The organism is Arthrobacter sp. sptzw42, assembly GCF_059089685.1.
Map to the genome: position 1 here is coordinate 226,717 of NZ_JBNHEX010000003.1, position 21,779 is coordinate 248,495.

Here is a 21,779-nt window from a genome sequence, read left to right on the forward strand (position 1 = left end):
CAGGAAGTCGCAGCTCCACTAGAGACGACAGCATGGTAATTTGCCACGTTCACGCTCCTCCGCGGGAGGGCATGCGTTTCAAAGCAGACTGATATAGGTCTCGGTTGGGACGTCCCTCCACAGAACAGGGGCGTCGGGTCCAAAGACGTAGCAGTTGAAGAAGTTGTCTCGGCCGCGCGGTTGGGCCAAATTGTCCGGGGTGAAAGTGCAAACGGCGCCTTTGGCTCCTCCTGAGGAGCCGATTGCCCGCCCAACGTTGCGCAATACGGCTCCTGGTTCAGCGAAAGTCGGGGTCTCGTACGTTTGGTTTAGTAGGACCTTGGTAGCTGTCAGCCAGGGCAAGTTTTTTTTGAACAAGACCATGCCGTACTCCGGGCCGTTCCCACGGTTTGTCTGCTCGAAAGTTGGAATTGCCGTCTCGTAGCCCACAGCTTGAGCATAGGCATGCGATGCTCGCCAAAGGGCAGGAACGTCGTAGAGGTGTGGGTGTTCATCCAGCAGCGCATCGGGATTGTATTGAGGATCGGCGCATGGATCGGTGAGATCGGACAAGGGGACGTCGCGATGTTCTGCGTCAGTGGTCAGGTTAAGCAACCATGTACCCCGTCTGTGCTCTCCGCCGTACCAGGCCTGTTCGAAGTTTGGCCACGCGGTGAGAAATCCTTGGGAACGGCCATATCGGTGTGCCGCGCGAAGAGCCCTTTCCGGGTCTAAACCGAAGTCGTAGTAGCTGTTTGCCTCGCGAACTTCCGCGTCCCAGTATAGGGGAAGGTGATCGTATAAGACTGGATCTCCTGAGCTATTTTTTCCGCGCTCATCCATTACAAACATCAGCCCGGCATTGCGTTCCTTCGCAAGCCCCAGCGCGTGCTGCCGGTTTGCTTCGGCGCAGTTATGGACGACGTGAAGAATTCTTTGACGATAGGACGGGTTTTTCCACCACGATGGTACCTGCGTGTTCCTGGTGCCTATTAGGCCGGTGAAATTTGCTTTATAGGCGGAATAATCTGTTTCCCAGAGGAGCGCAAAGTCGATGTCTGTGCCGACAACGGCGTCATCGACGCATTGCCCTGCAAGCACCATGACCTTTGCCGTGGGGTGCGCGGATTTGAACTTAGCCACCAGAGTCTGAGCGGCGGCAACGGATGCAGGGTCATCGGGGAGCACCAGCTCGTCAAAGTACACGCCGTCGATCTCTGTTCCAAAGTGGTCGTACCAGGCTTGAACGCAGTCCTGTTTTGCTGGTCCGCCGAGGATTTCGTCGGGAGCTAAGAGGTGGGGGCCGCCGTTTCGGGTGCTGACATATCCCAGGACTGTACCGGGAAGGCTGTTTATTTGGGCCTTTGCTGCAGCCTTGAAGGTAGGATTCCCTCTCGCGGTGTCTGGCCAATATTGCGCTACGACAGTTATCGCTAGTGCGCCGGCACTATTTTTCAATTGCGTCCAGTACGGCTGAAACTCTTGGTCCAGACTCCAGAAGGCTGGCACCGCCAGTTTTTGCAATTGTGCTCCCGGTGGCAGTGTGCGCGGTCGCCGCAAAGGCCACGGCCGGAGGGCCACTGGGGCCTGTGGCAGGGAAATAGGAAAATTTGTTATGCGCCGGGCGGCTGCACGGCCCAGGTATTTAGCGGCGGAACGTGCAGCAGTTGAAAACTTCTCGACCAGTAGGCTCATTGCGCACCTCTTAGGTTAGATGGGGCACTTAGGCGTACCTGCCCTTGTCGCTGCCCTTGTCGCTGCGCTTGGTAGGCGTTGCCTTTCTGCTCCTGAATACGTGGACGCAGATTTAGGGGATGGGACCGTTTCTGATCTGGAGAATAACTTTCGTCCCGCGAGCCACCGTTGTGCCCGCCCTTGGCGACTGCCTCCACACCCATGCGTTGGGTCCTTGCGTCCCTCGGAATTCCGCCTGAAGGCCAAGGGATTGAAGTTTGTCGGCAGCCATGGCGGGTCGCAGTTCCTGTAGGTGGGGCACGGCGATCTCCACCGCCGGTGGCGAGTTCTCGCTTGCAACTTTGGCGACTTCAGCGCTGAAGTTTGAAGCTATGTGCAGCCAGACATTTTGGTCCGGGTGGACCCTGTCCGTGACGTATATGTAGCCAGCTTTGTTTTGTCGACTGGTTTCAATTATTTTGGGCATCTGAGGATCAGGACAAGAGTGAACGGCGTGCCAAAATTTGGTGGGAGGGTAGTTTACCTGCCAAGTGGGGGGGACGTAGGACTGATAGTTCGAGCTAGAAGACTCGAAAGCCATGAAGGTGTCAGCAATACCTATCATTGACTCCGGGAAAGTCGCGCCGGGATTCTGTACAACCAGCGCTTTACCGCCTTTAGTGCGAACGTGGTCGAAAATTTTCTTGTAGTAAGCAATGTTTAATTCGTCGTCGGCGTTGTTCATTTCATCGAAGAACATCCCGTCGATATTCGGCCAACGGGCATAGAAGGTGTCGATCTCGAAGATAACGTTGTCCACCGCAATCCTTGACAAACCCATGGCATGGTTTGTGTTATCAGGACCAGGGTCGCCGGGGGAGTTGAGTGGGGCGGCGAGGCCGGCGGTGGCGTTCATTGGTGACGTGGCGAAGCTTCCTGTTGTCGGTGATACTTCAATCCAGAAGTAGTCTGCATCCGGCGCGAGTCCGCTTGGCAGCGCTTTAGACCGAACTCGAATGGGTCCGAAGCCTGTTGTCCATCCTGTCGGGTTGACTGCTCCGGATGAGTTTCGGGTCATGACCACATTCGTCGCTGCTTCCACTGTGAACCGATGTTCCGCTTGAACGGAAGTCGTCCCGGGAGTCGTCCCGCTGTCACGATAGTTCGTAGTTACATAGCCAAGAACGTCAGTCCCAACCGCGTGCAGTTGATCAAGGCGTTGCTGGTATTGGGCGTGTTTTGCCCCGCCCTGCAAGTAGCTTGAGGTGTATCCTGGCCCGCTTGCAGGGTTGATGATCGCGAGGGCAAGAAGCGGGCCTGCGCTGGCTGCAGCCGACCAGTCATCGTCTCCACCGGGACCCGCATCGAAGTAGGTGGGAATAGCAATTTTCTGGTTCAGCACGTTAGTCACCCTTCGATGTGGTGGACATCTTTTGTCCGGGAATCGGGGAGTGTCTGCTCCTGTTGCACGGCATTGATCAAGGTGCCAGTCCTCATGAAGGCAACCGAGAGGCCAGGGTCTCCACAGGTTCTAATTATCTGCCTGCAAAGAGTCTTGTGGAGTGACCGGCTGCTACTAAAACCAGCGGTGATTATCCGACGATGACGGTGTAGCGCAGGGCGTAGCTCCACCTGCTGAAACCAAGGAAGCCACCTCCCCAGTCGCCGTTGAATTGCCATTCCCGCTGGTTGCTGCCGACAGGTAAGGCCCACACCGGGAGATCCTGAGTGTATGAACCAAGGTTGTCGTCTTGGTCAAGACTAATAATGCCTCCGGCAATTTTAACAACAAAAGGCACCAGAATGGCCGCACCGGCGGTGTAGGGATTAGGTATGGTGGCAAGACCGCCTGATACAGCATTGGCAATTTGGTCCACTATTTGACCCTGTTTGCTCCAGTCTTTGGCTGAATCTTCGTCAAAAGCAGTCAGGGCGATTTTCAATACCCTATTGCTATCGACCATTTTGTCGAACACGACTCCGCCACCCACGCCAAAGGCTTTAGTTTCATTTTTGCCGATTTGAATTGGCAGCGTTGCTACGCCTTCGGATTGTTCACCGTCCGAAACTGCCCCTACTACATAGAATTCATCGCCACTGCCGGTGACTTCTTCTGGATCAAAGCAGACGACATCATCAAGTCGTACCATAACGCGCGGCATGCTTCCTCCTGTAAAGCTACTGTTACGGATAAGTTGTTGCATCCACAAAACGAAGTTCTGTTCAAATAGGGAATTAGCTAGCGGCCATCATGTTGCGGTGGCCTCGACTGAACCCATCTTGTTTCAAATGCCGTTACTGCTGCGTTACTGCTGCCGGAGCTTAGCCGCTGAACAAAGCGCAAGGCGCACCCAGCTACGCCGGATGCCTGGCGTGGCGCTACGCGAGAGGAGTACTGGAAATTGTTCCGCCTGCAGTTTCGCGCGGGCTGTAGCAGGTCGGCTAGGGCAATCGAAGTCCTCCAAAGCATGACAAAAGCCGCCCTGCTGGCACCCGACCGTTCGTTCCACCTTTGGAAACTTCCCGAAAGTGGTCATCAAGAGCCCCACACATGGGTCTGTATATAGGATAAGCCTGCCTCAGGCGATTAACCTTACATAACGTCGGTTATCGGAACACGTAGGCCGGTGGATTTTCGGTGTGATTCGTGAATTACCCGTCAGGTGTTTCGTACGCCTGCGCCCCAGCAACCCCCTTCCGTCGGACCCAAACTCGCAACAGTACTCCGAGCACAAGACGAACGCTGCCGACGGCTACCGACCCTGAGAATCAGGCAGAGAAATCTTACATAGCTTGAAACCCCTAAACTCTAGCCCAGGTCCTTGACAGCAGGCTCGTCACCCGGCAATCTGGCCGTCCAGAAGGGAGAAGCGGCGCGGGAGGCGTCCAGCGCTCCGGCTCCCTCACCTGCCATTGCGTTGGAGGAGGTGGCCAACACATGCCCCCTGGCCCAGGTCGGCCCCATAGGTCGGATTTACCATCATGGCAACCGTTGCACTTTGACGTCAGTGGCGCTGACGGCACGTGGGGCCACACGGATCACTTCCATAACGACACACATATCGACACACCCCATACTGACAACCACGAAGACCTGCACTGGGACGATCCGCATTCCGACGCCGGCCACGATGATATTGGTTTCATCGACAACGAACATGTTGATGCCCACGGAGATGAGCCGTTTGGAGACAGTGGCCACGACGACACGCACCATGACTCCTTCGCGGATGTTCACTCTGACGAAGGGGGACATGATGACGCTGGCCACCACGATTACCATTACGACTTGCACCACGACCATGACGACACCCCTCATGACGACACTTCTCACGAGGACAGTGAACGATCCCCTTGGACGCGCCTCGAGGAGCTGATTTCTCGTGTTGAGGACCGCTATCTTGCGCTGGACCGACAAATAGGTGGCATCTTTAGGGAGCAGATGCTCCCCGTCACCCTTGAAATGAACCGCGTACTCGGCGAAATCGAACGGCGTCTTTCCGTGCTGGAAAGCGACCCTTCCCGAGCGCATAAACAAGGGGGCGATCCATCGTGACAACGGAACTCCGGCCTCTAGGCGTTGCCTGCAATTTGCAGTGTCATTACTGCTATCAGAACCCTCAGCGAGATGCGGGGAACCCCAGGCAGCACTACGACATGCAATTAATGAAGCAGGCCATCCTCGCCGAAGGAGGACCTTTTACTCTTTTTGGTGGGGAACCATTACTCATGCCGCTGGAGGACTTGGAGGAGCTTTGGGCTTGGGGTTTTCATGAATTTGGTCGAAACTCCATCCAGACTAACGGAAGCCTCATCAAGGAAGAGCACTTATTGCTGTTCGACAAATATCAAGTTGCCGTTGGGATTTCCATAGATGGGCCTGGTCCACTTAATGACGCCCGCTGGCTCGGGTCACTCCCGAAGACCAGACAGGCAACTGCCGCCACTGAAGAAGCCATTCAGCGGCTGTGCGACGCTGGCCGCCCTCCAAGTCTTATAGTTACACTCCATCGAGCAAATGCCGTAGGCGAAAGGCTCGCTACACTTATTGACTGGTGTAATGACTTGGCCACCGTTGGTGTTCGCTCGATGCGGCTCCACTTGCTTGAGGTAGAGGACGAGGCCACGCGTCAGAAATATGCCCTTTCCGATCAAGAGAATCTTGACGCACTGCTGGCGTTCTACGCACTTGAACCGCACTGCGCGATTCGCTTCGACGTCTTCGAGGACATGCGAAGGATGCTGCTCGGTGATGATGAAACCACAACCTGCGTTTGGAACGCCTGTGATCCGCTTACGACTAGGGCAGTGCGGGGGGTGGAAGGTCGAGGACAGAGAAGCAATTGTGGACGCACGAACAAGGACGGTATTGATTTCGCAAAGGCCGATACCCCCGGCTTCGAGCGATACATCGCGCTTTACCACACACCGCAAGAAAGCAACGGCTGCAAAGATTGCCGATTCTTCATGATGTGCAAGGGCCAATGTCCGGGAACTGCGGTTGACGGAGACTGGCGTAACCGCTCGGAGCTTTGCGGCGTTTGGAAGCGTTTGTATGCCAAGATCGAGGCAGATCTTATCGACAGAGGTAGGACTCCTCTTTCGCTGAGCTCTCGGAGAGCACACCTTGAGGAGGAATTGCTATCTGCATGGGCGGAGGGTAGAACGAGGTCTCTCTCATCAATGACAGCATTTTGGCGTTCGCCAGATGGCTGGGACTGGCGGTCCGAGTTGCAGAGTATCCGGGCCGACCTAAAGAACATCGCTCCAGAGCAAGCCGCGGGGCCGGGTGAAAGACATGCAAAGAAGGCCTGAAGTGCAAGTCCCCTTGGTCGAACGGCTTCCTTTCGCCCTTCACGATTTCACTCGACTCAGCTGGGTGAGCGAGGTGGTGCGCAACGAATGGGAGCCTCGAATCATGGCCATCTCCACGGCCTGGTCCAATTTGGAGTGGTTATCTGTATCTGCCGGCATTCGCGATGCATGCATCCAAACCATTGGCGTTACCGGAATCAGTTCCATCAAACAAGCAGTCGCCCGCCACGGATTGCGTGTAGAGGTGCTCGATTCGGTGTGGGGAGGAAAATACCCTTACGCGGCATCGGTTCCGCCTGCCGGATCCGGTAGTCAGCTATGGCGCGTTGCGATTGCGCCAGAAGGTCGTATGGCCGAAGTCGTAGATGCCTACGCTCGACGCGACAACGAGGACTTGGGGCAGCTACTTGGCTACCCCTCTTGCTGCCGTGACTTCTTTCAGGCTGTATGGACGGACGCCGGTCATGTCGATACGACTTGGTCTATGGCGCTGAGAACGGCTGGAGCGGACGTGGAGGATCGAACTGTCTCCCTCGCTTCGGATGAACGGAGTAATGTCCTTTGGCGCTGGGCGGGCATTCGTCCTGTGATGCACCTTCCTTGCAGCTTCTCCTGCCCGGCAACGCTGACTATCGGCGGCCGCCTGGCCGATCTGGGCAGAGCCTCTGACTACGTCAGAGAGGTCGACTGGCTGCAAGAGGTGCTCGGCTGGTCCGTTCAGTGGAGCGCCTTGCACGGCATAGCGTTAGTCAAGACTCCGCTTCTCACAATGACTACCAAGACAGACGCGACCGCGGACCGCTACGTTGTTGCGGCGGTTGGCGATCAGCCCGATCACGCCCTCCCCACTGGCTTGTCGTTCCCCTACCGTTCCCCCACCAAACGACCCATGCGAGAGTCACGTGCGTTTAGGCGAGGGCTAGAACTACCGATTATCGAGGTTCGTTCCGGTGAACCACGGTGGCGCTACACCGATAACGGATTCCCCTCCCACTCGGCGATGCTTCGCTTGCAGAAGCCCCTGATCGATGCTGCTGCAAGAATTGATATGGGCGGGCCGGTACGAGTCCTTGATCTCGGATGCGGCAATGGGGCTCTACTCGAGAAGATTCGAATGACCCGTTCTAACGTGGTCCCCAGCGGTATCGATGCAGCGCCGGAGAAGGTGAGCCGCGCCCAAGCAATACTCCCAGACTATGCGGACTCCTTCGTTGTAGGCGATATTCTTGATGCCGACTGGCCAACCGACGTAATTGACCTAACGATCGTATCTATAACCCGCTTCAACGAAGGCTCAAAAAGTCGTGGCTTGCAGCTGAAGAATCGCATCGCCGCGTGCTCTAGCTTTGTACTTCTCTACTTCTACCCTGAGGAGGAAATACAACAATCGAGCTGGAAGATTCACGAGCCACTCCAACTATGGCCCAACTGCCACATCCTCAGCGACGGTGGAGAACCCCCAACTTCCACAAGGTGGTGGCTGATACGCCTAGCCGAGCAGTTCAACTGATTGGGTAGCTCTGCTTCGATCCGAGGGAGGGGCGCCGGGGCTTGAAAGCTTATGGTCCACCTGAAGGGCACGAGAAAAAGTTAAAGACGAAGGCCGGCTTCAGCGCAACGTGAGGTCAGAGCGGCGCGGTAGCGGCGTATACAACGCGTGAGGTGACTGTCTGATTAGCCCTGTCCAGTTCGCGGTGGTCCCGGTTACCGAATTGCCTGATGCAAACGAATGTGGCACCGGCCACCTCCGCGTGACAATGGTTTCCGTGAGCGGCACCGGCGCGGCGCAGCCCTACCTGGCTAATCTAAGCCGCCGCGCAAAGTCGAAAGGTAGGTGTCTATCAGGGTCGCAACCGCATCGTCGCCAACAATGGCGAATGGAAATCCCTCGATATCTACAGGCGTAGTGAAATCGCCGCTTACCATTGACTCGACGTACCTCTGCTGGAGTTTAGAAATGGTGCTCTTGCCTACCTCAACGAGGCCGTCCGAAACTGCTGTCTCTACGCCCTGAAAGTCACGAACGGCCTGGATCGTCTTCGCACCACACTTGCCGTCGATAGCAATCTCACCCAGCTCTCTTCGGACCCGCCAGTCGCACAGAAGCAATTGAACGTACATCACGTCACCGGCCTGGTTGGACCCGTTCGCTCCAACAGAATTACGTATCATGAGCGGCACCTCTTCAATTCGTGCGGTTACCTTTCACTACGAGAAGACCAGCGACCCTACACCCGCCGCAATCATCAGCATGATCATTACGGCTAGCATTGCGGCCCGCTCAACTGCATCAACCACTTTCTGAGGTACTGGGCTGCGCAACCGGCTTTCTTTGCAGATTTCATATACGATGAGTCCTGGAGCGACCCTCATCCAACGGAGCGAGATTGTTGTGACGATAAATCCCTTATTCTCGATCCACAATACTTCCTCTTTGTCTGGGCCTGGGTTGTAGTTTCTCCCGGCAGTGTAAGGAAGGTTGTTTAAGTGACACATGATCTCAAGCTGAGCCACTTTGGCTATTCCTTTGGGCCGACTGGCGGCGGAATTGGGTTTAATTTCGTAAAACTCCATAGCGGGCCGAGCCGGGCTGTGCGTCCAAAAGTCCGGATTCTTGATCCCGCCTCCCGCCATGGTTGCTTGAGTTGCCAGCGACGCTTCGTTAACGTTCGGGTTGTTCTCTTTTAGAAATGCGATTAAGAGCATCGTATTGAGGCCGCGCACGTCTTCAAAGATCTGAGTCCCGTCAAAGTTGCGTCTCGGGAAGACGGACGTCAGCTGATTGAATCCCTGATTGCTGCAGTAGTGCTCAAAGATCTTCTTCTCTGCGAAAGCGTCGACAACATCACCCATGGCGTTCTCGATTTCCTCTGGCATACCGGGAATCTCCTCCGGCGGCTTACAGGTCTTTCCCATTCCAGTCTCCTAGCAGGTCTCGGGTCCAAGAGCCTGCGATATCACATAAAACGATATGTCAGTTTCAAGAACTGGCTTGAGGCTATCTCCCCGTCCGTTACTGTGGCGTTATCGCCGTATCACGGGAAAGGACCATGCTTTTCGGCTGCCGATCGGTATCAGGGCGCGCGCCCTCACATGTGGTGGGACATACATAAACACGACCGTTTCTTCCTATCCGTATATCGCCACGCTAGTTGTTAGCCCGAACCTCGACCCGGCCTATCGTTCGGGGTGGCTGAGCTGCGCGGCAGGTGATGCGCCTAAGTCTGGTTACCCCTTGGAAAGCCCTCTCGTGCAGCTCAATGGCCAAGCACCGGTGGTAACTTCATCATCCTGCAGGGTAAGGACGAATGCGCCGCAGATTTCAACCAGGTACCTGTGCCTTTCCCTTACACCTCAAATCATGAACTCCGCAACTTCTGCGCCTCTACTGGCTTGGGTATCAGCGACATCAGGGCGAACAACGAGCTGGCAATAAGAACCGAACACGAAATCCGTTCAGGACTGCTCAAAATCCGTGCGTCATGGAGGACTGCATCCGCCGAAGCGTCACCCGGGAGGGCATTCTTCCGGGCGGTCTCAATGTCCGCCGACGCGCAAAGACCTGGTTCGGCCGCCTATCTCAGGGAGACCCAAACTATGATTTATTCGCCTCGGACTGGGTCAAGCTCATGGTCATGGCAGTCAATGAGGAAAATGCATCCGGAGGTCGTGTTGTCACAGCCCCAACCAACGGAGCCGCAGGCATTACTCCGGCAGTCCTCCACCACACAACGACCTACGTTGAGCAGATCGCCACTGCGTCCGAAGAAGACAAAATATACGCCGTCGTCCGCTTTCTCCACAGCCGGAGCCAACGTCGTCTTGTACAAGGCGCGGCCCGTCCATTTCAGGAGCCGAGGTTGGCTGCCAGGGTGAGGTGGGATCGGCGGCATCCATGGCGGCCGCAGGCCTTACCGAGATCCTGGGAGGAACGCCGGAACAAATTGAAAACGCCGCCGAAATCGCCATGGAACACAACCCTCACCTGTGATCCATTGGCGATCTGGTCCAGTTACCCTGCATCGAACGTAACGCGATAGCTGCAAATAAGGCCATCAAAGCCGCAAGAATGGCGTTGCGCGGCGACGGCAAGCACCACGTCACCCTCGACCAGATAATAGAAATCATGCGACAAACAGGACTCGACATGAGCGAGAAGTACAAAGAAACCGCAACCGGCGGACTCGCTGTTAATGTGCCCCTTTGCTGACGAAGGCATGCTGACCTATAGCGGCTGATCACTCCCCCGCCGATACTCATGGAAAGCTGCCCGCCAGAACAGGACCAAGGTCAGGCCGCATCCGCCACTCGATGTTGCGTTTTACCTACACCCCAACCTGACGACGACGACGGTGTGATGTGTCTTATGATGCCCCCTGGCTTCCAGAACCAGAGTGCACCTGAGGCTCCTGCGGCCCACAACCGAGGACAACTCTAATTGGTTATCCACCGCTACTGCTGTCAGGGAGCTACTCCAACGGCTCCCATTCCCAGCCGTGGATAACCAGAGTTGACCCAGCTTTGGACCGTCTCCCCTGTAGGCAGGAAGCGTCGGTGATCTAGACATGGCCAAGCTGACAGGATCAATTATCGGAGTTAGGGCTTTACAGCTGACCGGACCAGCACTATGGGTGGCCTGCTCGACTCTTGAGGCTTCAGCGGTGAGGTGAGGTCAGAGCGGTGCGGTCGCGGCGTATACAACGCGTGAGGTGACCGTCTCCGTCCCGTCAGGGGCATCCGCGTAGAGCATCTCCTCCTCGATGATCATCAACCGCTGCTGGCCGCCGTTGGCCGGAACGGTGACTTGTCCTGTCCACGTCGCAGTGGTCCCAGTCACTGAGCGCGCCAGTTTTGTGCTGGTCCCCTCAACCGGCTGCCACCGCAGGACCTCGTCGGCGACTGCGGGGTCCGCCCGCTGGACCGACACCGTCACCGCCGGTAACTCGCTGTCGTCCTGGGCGTTTGTTCCTCGTCCTTGCACTCCTGTGTAGCTTGGGCCGGCCACTGTTACCGTCCGTATCGACTGGTTGTTTAGCACCGCCGTTACGGTTGCAGTCCGGTCCGGTACCGGTTGCACGATGTCGGCGAGCACAATCGGCGACAACGCACACCGGGGCAGCGAGTTCGGTTGATAACGCACCAGCGACAGACGCACGAACGGCGCGTATGCCTCGCCCGTGTCGACGTCGATGTCCGCGAACCACCGTTTGGTTTCTTCGTCGTACTGGGGCGCGACGGCGACCACGCTGACGGTCCCTACGGCCGGCGCACCGACGAGGGGCAGTCTCTCGGCGATTATCGGATTCCCGCGGAAGCTCGTTGGTCGCAGGTTGCGGAGAGGTGCGCTCCCGCGAATGAGGTCCTGCCCGATAAGGGAGACAAATGGGTAGTCCGACCCTTTGGGTGAGATGACTTCGCTGCCGATAACCACGCCCAGCAGTTCCCCATCCCCTGACGACCACCAGCCGCGGCCCATCCAGATCCGCAGGCCCCCGCCCTGCCGTCGGATCACCCGGCTGCCGTCTTCTTCGCTGGCGCTCCATCCCATCGTGGGCATGACGTAGTGCAGGTCGGGCAGCTTCGGGGGTGCCGAGTTGGGCACATCTACGGAGTACACGTCACTGGTTACCGACAGGCGTTCCTTTTGGTCGATCCAGCTAGCAGGGAAGTCCTCTCGGAAGGGCGTGGTCGCGGTCAGCGCATAACTCACCCGGCGGTATCTTGTGTCGCCGAACTGGTGCGGCTTCATCAGCCTCTGCTCCCGCTCGCCTGTCTGTTGCGTGTCGAAGGTCAGTTCCTTGCCGTCGCGGAGCCGATAGGCCGCGGGCAGCCCCTCTGGTACCAGCGCCGAGGCGTCCATCGGCATGCTGAGCACGGTCATCCGAGCGGACAACCTGCGTGGGCCGTCCTCGCGCGCGTCGTCGACCGGTTCGGTCCAGGAGGCGTCCAGGTCCACCTTCACGGTGGAGGCTCCGTGAAGGTAGGCCGTTCCCGCGACCTCAGCGTGTGTGGCTCCCTGCTGGCGGCTCACCCGGACGCCGTCCCATTCGGGCACCATCAAGGGGTGCTGCACGGCGTGCACCAGCTCGAGGTCGTGCCATGGCGTCGTGAGCCAGCAGCGATTCTCCTTCATCGCGGTGATGACCCGGTCGAGCTCGGCCCCTCCCAGCTCCTCCTCGCACCACCGTGCCATCCCCATCAGGCTCAGGTCGGCCAACTCGGAGGCCATCCGCACCCGTGCGGTCCTCGCCTGCGGAAGGCTGACAGTCAGCACCCGAGTCTCCTCGTCCCATTCGGGCGGCCCGTCGCCACCGACGAGCCGGAGCCGCAGAGGCTGTGCTTTCCACCAGATGCCGTCCGCGGTATCGAAGGACAGTCGGAAGGGCTCGCCTTCGGGTGTCCCCGGCAGGCCCCGGAAAATCACCCCGACGGCAAGCGGATCGGGCAGGTAGGGCAGCTCCAGCTGATCCACAGCGTGCACGACGTACCCTCCTCCGGTCCCGTCTGGGGTGGGGATCCCTACAACTTTCGCACCTGGGGCCTCAGGGTCGTTGAAGCTCCCCTTCTCCCGCCTTGCAATCTCATAGGCGCCGCGGATGCCCGCTACCCGTTCCGGGCTCGGGGGCGTACGGTCTGAACCCATGGCCAGGTCGAACATCCCGTGCTTCTCGGTCAGGTCGTAACTCGCCTTCGGCGGCGCCAGATGCCGCACGTCCTCGGGTGTGTAGCCCGGATGATCGGGGAACTCGGTGTTGAACTGCTTGGCGTAGTCGCCCGGCTCGGTGCCGATGTCGCTGCGGATCACGAGGCGGTGCAGCGAAGCGCCCTCACGATATGCCGCGTAAGGCACCGCTACGGGCGCTGACACCGGTTCGAACCGCAGGTAGGGAGCCACCTTGAGGTCGCCGACCCCCAGCGCGTCGGCCTCCCGGAGTGTCGGACCACCTCCGACTAGATCAACCTCGCGCAGCCGCACACGGTAGGAGCGGCCGAACCGGAGGCGTGGCAGCGAACCGGGCACAACCACTGAGGTGAAGCTCAGACCCATTGCTGTCTGCGGGTCATTGGGCACGGTCGCAGGCAGCGTCTCGGGCCGGTCCGGGTCGGGAGCGTCGGCGTGCCGTGACAGCGGCGCCCCGGCGCGTGGGGCGGACAGGCTCCAGCCGTCCCATGACACCAGCACCTCATGGACGTACAGCTCGCCGTCCGGGTCCGGTTGCTGGCCGGGAGGGGTGAGCCGTTCGGCGAGGCTGACCAGGACCTGCCCCTCGCCGGTAGTCGGTGCCAGCCCTGGCGCATACTTCTGCGCGGTGGCCGAGAGGACGCGTTCGTGCAGGGAGTGCCACACTCCGGTCTGCTCGTCGAACACGTCGAGCCGGTAGCCGCGGACGAGATCCTCGGCGTAGAGCTGCGCGGCGCCGCCCTCGATGACGCTGTTGACGGTGCCGCTGTGGCTGAACTCGGCCTGCAGCAGGTCTGCCCGGCCGGTCTGCACCAGCGCCAGACCGGCAGTGCGCAGGGTGCTCAGGCCCGCGTCCTCGGGCTGGCTGAGGGCGGCGCCCTCCGCCGCGGGTGGCGGGGTGGTCACCGTCGTTGCGGTCGCGATCGTCTTCAGGGCGCCACCATCGACATCGACCTGGGTAATGGTGAAGCCCATGGACATCAGCGGCACGAGGCCCTCGGGCACGGTAGCGTCGTGCATCTCGCGCGCGGCCACGAAACGCCCTCCCACTCTCGTGAAGGCGGTATGGTGGGCGACGCTTTCTCGCACCACAGCGTCGGCCGGGTTGGGTGGTGGCATTGTCGGCGTCGCGGTGAGGAATCCGGTCGGTCCGGGGACGGCTTCGGCGGGAACCGCGAGGTCGACGGCCAGTCCGAGGCGGCGCCGCAGCTCGGGATAATCCTCGAGGGCGCCGAGCATCTGGTGAAAATCGACGGAGGCACGGTAGTGCTCGCCGTCTGTGGGCATCTCGCGCGGCTCGGTCTCAGGGGAGGAATGGAAGAGCGCGGCGCGCTCGACCTCGAAGACGGAGCCCGGTGCCAGTGGGTGGATAGCCGGGCCGCCGTGGATCCCCGCCGCCCAGCGGTGGGCGGCTTCGGCGCGGGCTTCCGCGAGTATTCGATCGGCGGCGGCGGACACGCCGATGTGCCGCTCGATCTCGCCGTAGCGGCTCTGGCCTGGCTGGAAGACCTCCGACAAGAGCTCGTCGAGTCCGGGCACGAAGGGCTCGACCCTGTGCTGGGTCTGGCGTTTGGGCAGGTTGTCCGGTGACACGGCGGCGGTGCGTGAGTAGAGGCGCTTGAGCTGGTCATGCACCCTGACCACGTCAAAAGTGACCACAGGCCGGTCGGCCAGGTGGGGGAACTGCCACGTTTTGACTGGCGTGTCCGGACCGAAGAGCGCCGCCCACAGGTCGGCATCGGGCCCCGGACTGACAACCTCGGCTGGCAGGTCGAGGCCGTCGGCATCAACCTGCCATGTAATGGACGCAACGCTGGTCGGCCAGATGAGCAGGTCGGGAAAGAGCGCCAGGGCGGTGCCCTCATCTGTGCACAGCCGGGGGGACATGCTGGCGGTGACACGGAGTCGCCCGTCGGGCAGCACCCCACCCGGAACGGTGATCCACTGCAGCTTCTGTTCCGTGGTCATGCCACCTCCAGTGCGTAGGCGAGGCAGTAGTCCTGCCAATCGTCGGGGGACAGAACCTGCTCGAGGGTAGGGTCACCGGCGGGCCCAGCGAACCGCTTCTCGACCGAGAGCTTCACGCTCGTGCTGAAGCACAACACCTTTACCGAGACAGTGAGGCTCGCTTGGCCCCAGATCTCGTTGCGGCCAGCTCCCTTGTCCCGGTAGGTGAAGGCCAGATAGAACTCCAATGAGACGCTGATTAGGCCGAGGACCTCGAGGAAGCCGCCGCACCGGAAGTAGCCGGTGAGTTCGTTCCCCTTAGTCTCGGACAGTTTGAAGTAGACGCCGGCCATGACGTAGACACCGCCGCTGGCAACCCCAAGGTTGAGCGAGATGTTGCCCCCGAATTCGATGCTCGCCTCGATCTCCTCGACCCCGGCGGCGCTGACGCCGAGAGCGAAGAACCCTCCACCTCCGAAGAGGGTCACGGTGACGAGGAAGGGGTTTTCGCGCGAGGACAGCGCGAACCGCAGCCCGGCCGGCTTGCCGACGAACGGCAGCGAGAGAACCGCCGACAGTGACAGGTTTTGCAGTGAAAACACTCCTACGCCGCAGGTCGGGATGCCCAGGCTGAACCCGGCCTTGATCCCCTCCGGTCCCACGGAGATGGCGGGCGGGTCGCTGAACCCGTCGGCCGGAAGGAGCGTGCGGATGGTCTCGATGAACTTGAGCGCCCCCACGAACTCCAACCCGACGCCCTCGGCGGTGACATCAGGCTTGCGCCCGGGAAGCGAGACGAATTTCATCGTGCCCATGGACAGCTGGACCACGCCAGCGAGCGTCAGGCTGAAGCCACGCAGTTCCCCGGTGACCGTCGTCTTGGGCGGCGTGCCGTCAAGCCGGGTAACCGTTGCCACGTCCAGCAGGAATTGCGCCTTGCTGAGCTCGAAAACGGGCTTCACGGGAGGCGATGCCTTCAGCTGGGGCTTCCAGACAAGCCGGGTGACGTTGGCCACCGGAAGCCCGTCGGGTCCGGGCACCGGTCGGGTCCGGATGACCGGGGTCGGGATTTTGGCATCGGCGTCTCTCAGGGCGGCGTCGAGGTCCGCGTCGGACGTTCCCCCAGGCCGTTCCGGCATCGGTGGTCCTATCTCTGCGAGCAGGTCCGCGAGGTCGACCGTGCCGAACAGCTTCATCCCGGCGAACAAGGACTTGAGCAAGGCAGTGGGAACCGGGCCCGCCATCAGGGCCGGCATCGCCCCCATCGTCGCTGACAGCGCATCGAGCTTGATGGCAGGAGTGGCCACACCACCGCCGCTGGCGGCGTGCACAGCGAAGGGAATCTCCGGGTAGGTTGCAAAAAGCCCCGCCGGGTTCGCCGCCGGGGCCAACCCGTGTTCCAGGAAGGTGGGGGCCAGACGCACCTCCACCGTCTGCGGACGCCCGGTAAGCTCCTCGACGGCGCGGAGGTGAATCCCGGCCACCACCGACTGGGGAAGCCACCCGGGAAGATAGTCGGGCGGGAGAGCCGCTCGATCCCGTACCTTGACCAAGTCGAAGGTTAGGTATTCGGTCGGGGCGGTGGTGGCGTCCGGCTGGCCGGGCAGTGCCTCTGCGAGGGCTAGATGTTGCGCGTGCGCCTCTGCAGTGCGGTTGGGCGCCGGCGCGCTGTTGAACGTGCTGATGATGCTGTCGGCATTACCGACGGTGGAGTAGGGAATGAAGAGCATCGGCTTGGTCAGGCTGACCCGTCGATCCTCGCCGTCGATGCTGTCGAAATCGAACCGGACCAGTTGGCCGGACGCCTTGATCCACAGGGGCGAGCCAAGTGCGCGGTCGATCTCTTCCTGCGCGGTCTCACCGCCGAAAGAGATCCCTAGGTCGATCTTGGGGGTCTCGAGGGTTCGCAGCTCGATCGTGCGCAGCGGCATCTCGCGACTGCCCGAGGAGTAGCCGGGCGCCAACAGACGATAGTCGAGGAAGGGTTGGGTGACGACGATCCGGTAGTACTGCCGCAGGACGGTCCGGGTACCGAAGACACCAACATTGCCATGGGGGCCGGGTTCGGTACCCAGGGACACCGGCTCGAACCGACGCTCCGTGACCTTAACGATCGAGGCGCGGTGACCGGTATCGAGGAAGCCGCGCCGAACGACCTTGACGAACTGGTCGCGCCCAAGGCCAGTGATGTGCTCGTAGGCCTGCACGTTGGGGACGATGACCCCGAGCCGCTCCAAGTCTTCCGGGTTCTGGTCGTTTCGGGGGAAGTCGAATGCCCCCAGCACGTGGTGATGTGCTCCGAGCGAGGTAAGTGTAACGTGCTGGGCAGTCAGCGTGGCGGGCGGGGGCACCAGCGGGCCCGACCTGCTCAGCCGGCGACTGATCAACACCCACAAGAGAGGCGAGAGCCGCAGTTCGCGGAAGGACTTAGCCGCGTTGCCAAAGTCACTGGTCAGGGTGACAAGGTCGGCAATCTCGCTGGCCGAGAGCGATGTGAGGAACGGGTCGGTGTCGCGGCCCCAGATCGCGCGCAACTCGGGGTGCGCGCCGGACAGCCGAGTGTGCCAGAGCTCGGTCACGCCGTCTACGGCGTGCGGTGTGCTGCGGTGCGTCCATCTGTGGTCACCAACCGGTGATAGGACCAGACGGTAAGCCAGTTCCAGAGCGGTAACGTCTGCGGCTGGCGGGGTAGGACGGGCCGCCCCGGCGCTAGTCGGTGTGCCGGGTGGGTGCGCGTGAGGCGCCAAAACAGGGCGCAACGCTGCCCAGCCGAGCAGTCCAGCGACGGTGAAGGGGATACCAGGCCCGTCCAGAGGGACGTCAAATGCCAGCCGGCTTGGCGACGCCGCCATCGACCGCACCGGCACTGGAGTGACGGGCGCGTTCTGCGTCTCCGACTCCAGAAATGCCTGTTCGGCGATGTGCTGAGGCTGGAAATCGAAGACGACCCGTCCAGGAGTCGCCGGATCGACAACATGCAAGGCCCCGTCGTTCTCGAGGGCGAGATTGGTCAGAGTTATGTCCAGGACCAGCAGATCCTGGGTTCGGAGCACACGCAGAGTAATGGTTTCAACAGCCACAACACCCTCCTCAAACTACCTCGCCATCTGAGCCCAGTGCTCCCCGGAGGCAGGATGACCTAAACAAACGTGGCACCCACCTCGGCGCGGAAATGGGTTGGCTTATGCGCCCCAGCTGGGGGCCAGGCAGCATCAATGGCCGCCTCGCCTTGCCCAGCCAATGCAACGAGTCGATCTGACAGACCTCCCAGTTCAACCATCCGCTACACCGTCAACGGGATGGCGACCTGCACGCTGGTAGGATCGCCCAGGCTCAGCGGACTGGTTCCTTCATGCACCGGATCGAATGAGTAGACAAGCCGCTGCTGCAGATACACCTCATACGCGGGGAAGCCGTCGTGGGTCCCCATCAGGCTGTAGGTGAAGGCGGGAACCCCAGTCGCCGAGACCACGAGGTCAAGCTGACAGTCGATCGCGGGCGCTAACGCCTCAAGCGGGTTTATGCCGTTGACACTAAATGAGACGCGAATATTCTTGATCAAGCCAAAGGGGTCTGCAGGTTCGAGCCGACCAGTGACGTTGAGGGCATCGTCCGTGACGACCGCCGTCGCAATGCCGTTTGGAAGCGCCTCCGTGCCTAGCAACGGGTTCTTCTGGATCTCCTTCCACCAGTACGGCTTCCCCCAGACGTCGACGAGCTTGTCCTTCGTGTACCAGCGGCTTTCGCCGAACATTCTGCGCTTGACGCGAATCGGCGTTATCGTAGTGGGCGAATCATCTATCTCCACCCACAAATCTGCCCTGGCGGTGCCTTCCCCGTAGCTGAAGCCGCGATCGTCCCCATCGAATCCTACGTCGCCGACGACCGGTAGAGGGATGGTCACGGCACGGGACGGAATGAATAAACGCAGGCGAGCATCGATCATCCTATCGGCTCCTGCTGGAAGCCAAGTTGCAGTTGCTGGAAGCGGTTGATCGCCCCGATCGCCTTCAGGCCAACAAGCCCACCTACCTGCAGAGACGGATTCGAGCCACCGAATCTAGCATCGACGTGATTGAGCAGCATCTGCACCGTGAAGACATCGTCTAGAACATTGGTGCCCCCGTCACCGACGCTCGAGGACAAGCCGCTTACGCTCATCGTTTCTGCCTCCCATGGATACAGTGAATTGTGGCTGCGTCTGGCTGCCCCAGCGCAAAGTACGTCGGCACCGACGTCGACATCGTTTTCCTTTCTACGGATAGGATTTTTCTTTCATTGGTGGGTATCAAAATGGTCTGGCCATTTCACAGTGAAAGGTGTTCCGCGTAGACGAAAAGCAGCCGACTACTTAGGTTCCTTGATATTGGAAAACACCCAGCGTTACGGCGGCGTTACTGGCGGGCGCCATGTTCTGCTCCAGCGGTCAGGTGGCTAAGGGCGGGGACCAGCTCTTGCTTACACGTGTGGTTTGCAGCTTCAGCTGTCATGCACACGTTGCGATATCGTTTATCTTGTCCCCCTTGATCCATTTGATTTGGGGCTAGGGCACACCCGAGCCTGACGTCAGGCGTCAGTGGAAATAGTGTGTAAACAGGTCTTCGTAGACGAACTAGACGACTTGTGGCATCCCGTCTGGAGGTCATCCTGACAGGACGGTATAGCCCTCTGCATTGGAAACGGTGGTATGAGCCGTCCATCGGCGTTCTTTCGAGCACGTCTTTTGGACGGCTACACGTGTGGAATTTTCAGGGGCAAAATTTGCTTAACCGGCCAAGCTTCGGGATTACGGCGGCATGACATGCAGCCCAGATTGGTTGAAAAGCCTCTGCTGCGTTGATACCTTGTTTCGCTCCACCCGACGAGTGTTCAACGTACTTCAGCCAATTTTTCTGTCCCTGCTCAGGATCTTTGTACAACTCCTTAAGGGATCGTGCACAACTGGCCGTCCCTTGGGTGGCACCAAGTGCGGCCTTCAATCGATCAGCAAGATCGGTTTCATGCGTGATTTTTGCAGCGTCCGAGGCGGCTTCTTGTCCGCTCTTGACGCAACCATAGATTGCCCCAGCGACGGGGCTGGAAGCCTTCAGTTGCCGCTTTCGTACGAATTCACGAACACCTTCATCAAGATTTCCTGACTCTGCGTTGATATCCAGGTTTTCCAACGCCAGCTTCTGACTTATCCAGCCAGAGGTGAGAGTTGGCTCGGGTGCCCAGGCGATCTGGTCCGGCCATTCCGAAATGGACGGTGTCACTATCTCCCCCGGCACCACATAGGTTAGTTGCTGTTGTCCGCCCCCTATTAGGGTTCGAAAGAAGGTTGCTTCGCTGGTTGGTTGAGGATTCTCGGCGAAACTCCAACTAATGGTGGGCGCCATAACCCAGACTTGGTTGGTGTTGTTATACAACACGTAGTCTCCGTTGGCTGTGGACCGGCAAAGGTTAAAGCCAGTAAAAATGCTGCTGTAGTCCTGATCCTGGGCATAAAAGGGTGTGCCGGGAGCCCCGTATTTGTAGTGATCGTAAGCTGCGCTGGGACAGGGTCCCGCCTGCTGCACGGGTTCAGGAGCATCGGTCGGCTCCTCGGCGACCGGCGGTACTGCGATGCCGGGTGAACCCGTGCTCTGATCTTTCGCTTTCTCCTCGCAAGAGGTTGTCGCTGCCCCAAGGACGAGGGCCAATGCTGCGGTTAGTGCCGCACTCCTGTTTTTCTGCACAGAAAGCATATCCGTTACCGCCTTATGACGACGCGGTGGTAATCATGGTACGCCTGCAGTTGCCGTGGCGGTAGGACGTGACAATCCGGGCTTGAATCGGCAGTAAATCACTGTGCAGAGCGTGAAAACACTTGTCTAGTGTGTGGCACGAGTATCCGGCTACGAGCACCAGGCTCATGCTCAGTACCCGGACTCGACGCATGCCAGAAACAGGGTAGCGAAGGTCTTGCTTTATGGCGGGCTTTCGCCCATTCTTCGAGAACCGGGCGACGTCCCCGGGTCAACTCAAAGGAGAGACCATGACCACCGAAGAGACTGTAACCGAAATTACCCGACCTCTTAGTTTTGCGACCGCCGCTAAGCGGGACGCAGTTCAAGAATTCGTTGAATCCCTTGCCCGTGATCCCCGAATTGAGGCATCAATCTCGGTACAAGAAACCTATGAAAAACGCCCCAAACTTCCACCAGGACACCACGGCATCGGTGTCGTGGAGTTCTTTATTATCATCGCGGGAGCTGCGTATCTGGTCAGACTGGTCGCTGAGATTATTGAAGACCTTGGACGCACCGGAGGAACCGTTATCGACGCGAGCGGAGATGGGCAACCCAAGGTTTACACAGATCCGAACTTGCCAGATGACTCAGTCACCATTCTGTCCACGGACGAGAAGAAGGTAACCTACACGCCGCAAGAATCGGTCTTTGAGACCCTGATGGCTGTCCTCAAAGAGGTACTCATCTCTGTGCTCTCGGGGGCTAAAGACAAGGCCAAGGATATAGCCGAAAAAATTAAGGATGTCGTGGTGGAGCGCGGTGGTTCTGAAGAAGAAGTCAAGGTCTCATAGTTTCGCCCTGCTATTGAGCGCTCACCACAAGGTCGTAGAGTTTGGCTTAGCTTCGCCGTCTGGGTACTTGCGCTCATGAAATTGACGACCAAGGCCTTCCTACGAAGTCAAAGTGGGCCA

Annotated in this window: 14 protein-coding genes and 2 pseudogenes; 5 read left to right on the forward strand and 11 right to left on the reverse strand. The window is 59.4% G+C overall.

Translation table 11 applies throughout. The features are described 5' to 3' along the window. Positions 1-78: 78 nt before the first annotated feature. The 4 genes from AC5RT4_RS05135 to AC5RT4_RS05150 all read right to left on the reverse strand — a co-directional run bounded on the left by AC5RT4_RS05135 (position 79) and on the right by AC5RT4_RS05150 (position 5,191). On the reverse strand, positions 79-1,503 hold the full coding sequence (locus tag AC5RT4_RS05135; RefSeq protein WP_494105053.1) for a spherulation-specific family 4 protein: 1,425 nt from the start codon (positions 1,501-1,503) through the stop codon (positions 79-81). A gap of 283 nt (positions 1,504-1,786) precedes the next feature. Continuing rightward, positions 1,787-3,064 carry a spherulation-specific family 4 protein gene (locus AC5RT4_RS05140; protein ID WP_494105054.1) on the reverse strand — a complete coding sequence of 426 codons (1,278 nt, stop codon included), beginning with the start codon at positions 3,062-3,064 and terminating at the stop codon, positions 1,787-1,789. Between the two features lie 181 nt (positions 3,065-3,245). After that, a complete protein-coding gene (locus AC5RT4_RS05145; RefSeq protein WP_494105055.1) occupies positions 3,246-3,815 on the reverse strand; it encodes a hypothetical protein in 570 nt (189 codons plus the stop codon). A gap of 818 nt (positions 3,816-4,633) precedes the next feature. Then, positions 4,634-5,191 carry a hypothetical protein gene (locus tag AC5RT4_RS05150; protein WP_494042095.1) on the reverse strand — a complete coding sequence of 186 codons (558 nt, stop codon included), beginning with the start codon at positions 5,189-5,191 and terminating at the stop codon, positions 4,634-4,636. A gap of 14 nt (positions 5,192-5,205) precedes the next feature. Here AC5RT4_RS05150 and AC5RT4_RS05155 point away from each other — a divergent pair, with 14 nt between their 5' ends. Together AC5RT4_RS05155 and AC5RT4_RS05160 are read left to right on the forward strand one after the other, a co-directional pair. Then, positions 5,206-6,468: a radical SAM protein gene (locus AC5RT4_RS05155; protein ID WP_494042096.1), complete on the forward strand. Its 1,263-nt coding sequence runs from the start codon at positions 5,206-5,208 to the stop codon at positions 6,466-6,468. Further along, positions 6,452-7,978 (forward strand): class I SAM-dependent methyltransferase, encoded by a 1,527-nt coding sequence (locus AC5RT4_RS05160; protein WP_494042175.1) that lies wholly within the window; start codon positions 6,452-6,454, stop codon positions 7,976-7,978. The genes AC5RT4_RS05155 and AC5RT4_RS05160 overlap by 17 nt, the downstream gene beginning before the upstream one ends. Before the next feature lie 290 nt (positions 7,979-8,268). Here AC5RT4_RS05160 and AC5RT4_RS05165 read toward each other — a convergent pair whose 3' ends face one another. Continuing rightward, positions 8,269-8,640, reverse strand: a complete 372-nt coding sequence (locus AC5RT4_RS05165; protein WP_494042097.1) for a peptidoglycan-binding domain-containing protein — start codon at positions 8,638-8,640, stop codon at positions 8,269-8,271. A 36-nt stretch (positions 8,641-8,676) separates the two neighbouring features. Continuing rightward, positions 8,677-9,384 (reverse strand): hypothetical protein, encoded by a 708-nt coding sequence (locus AC5RT4_RS05170; protein ID WP_494042098.1) that lies wholly within the window; start codon positions 9,382-9,384, stop codon positions 8,677-8,679. Between the two features lie 566 nt (positions 9,385-9,950). On the opposite strand from AC5RT4_RS05170, the pseudogene AC5RT4_RS05175 reads away from it, so the two are divergent. Together AC5RT4_RS05175 and AC5RT4_RS05180 are read left to right on the forward strand one after the other, a co-directional pair. Further along, positions 9,951-10,148 (forward strand): annotated as a pseudogene (locus AC5RT4_RS05175) (L-serine ammonia-lyase, iron-sulfur-dependent, subunit alpha); the annotation flags it as partial. Positions 10,149-10,345: 197 nt separating this feature from the next. Then, a pseudogene (locus tag AC5RT4_RS05180) lies at positions 10,346-10,678 on the forward strand (L-serine ammonia-lyase, iron-sulfur-dependent, subunit alpha). Positions 10,679-11,140: 462 nt separating this feature from the next. On the opposite strand, the gene AC5RT4_RS05185 reads toward AC5RT4_RS05180, so the two are convergent. The 5 genes from AC5RT4_RS05185 to AC5RT4_RS05205 form a co-directional block, all read right to left on the reverse strand. Next, positions 11,141-15,118, reverse strand: a complete 3,978-nt coding sequence (locus tag AC5RT4_RS05185; RefSeq protein WP_494042099.1) for a hypothetical protein — start codon at positions 15,116-15,118, stop codon at positions 11,141-11,143. After that, the gene (locus AC5RT4_RS05190) at positions 15,115-18,177 is read right to left on the reverse strand and encodes a hypothetical protein (RefSeq protein ID WP_494105056.1); all 3,063 of its coding nucleotides are present in this window, start codon (positions 18,175-18,177) and stop codon (positions 15,115-15,117) included. The genes AC5RT4_RS05185 and AC5RT4_RS05190 overlap by 4 nt, the downstream gene beginning before the upstream one ends. Positions 18,178-18,380: 203 nt before the next feature. Further along, a complete protein-coding gene (locus AC5RT4_RS05195) occupies positions 18,381-19,043 on the reverse strand; it encodes a DUF3238 domain-containing protein (RefSeq protein WP_494042101.1) in 663 nt (220 codons plus the stop codon). Beyond that, positions 19,040-19,258 carry a hypothetical protein gene (locus AC5RT4_RS05200; RefSeq protein ID WP_494042102.1) on the reverse strand — a complete coding sequence of 73 codons (219 nt, stop codon included), beginning with the start codon at positions 19,256-19,258 and terminating at the stop codon, positions 19,040-19,042. The genes AC5RT4_RS05195 and AC5RT4_RS05200 overlap by 4 nt, the downstream gene beginning before the upstream one ends. 587 nt (positions 19,259-19,845) lie before the next feature. Further along, positions 19,846-20,823, reverse strand: coding sequence for a hypothetical protein (locus AC5RT4_RS05205; RefSeq protein ID WP_494042103.1), 978 nt, complete (start codon positions 20,821-20,823; stop codon positions 19,846-19,848). 290 nt (positions 20,824-21,113) lie between these two features. On the opposite strand from AC5RT4_RS05205, the gene AC5RT4_RS05210 reads away from it, so the two are divergent. Further along, positions 21,114-21,659 carry a hypothetical protein gene (locus AC5RT4_RS05210; protein ID WP_494042104.1) on the forward strand — a complete coding sequence of 182 codons (546 nt, stop codon included), beginning with the start codon at positions 21,114-21,116 and terminating at the stop codon, positions 21,657-21,659. Positions 21,660-21,779: the final 120 nt, after the last annotated feature.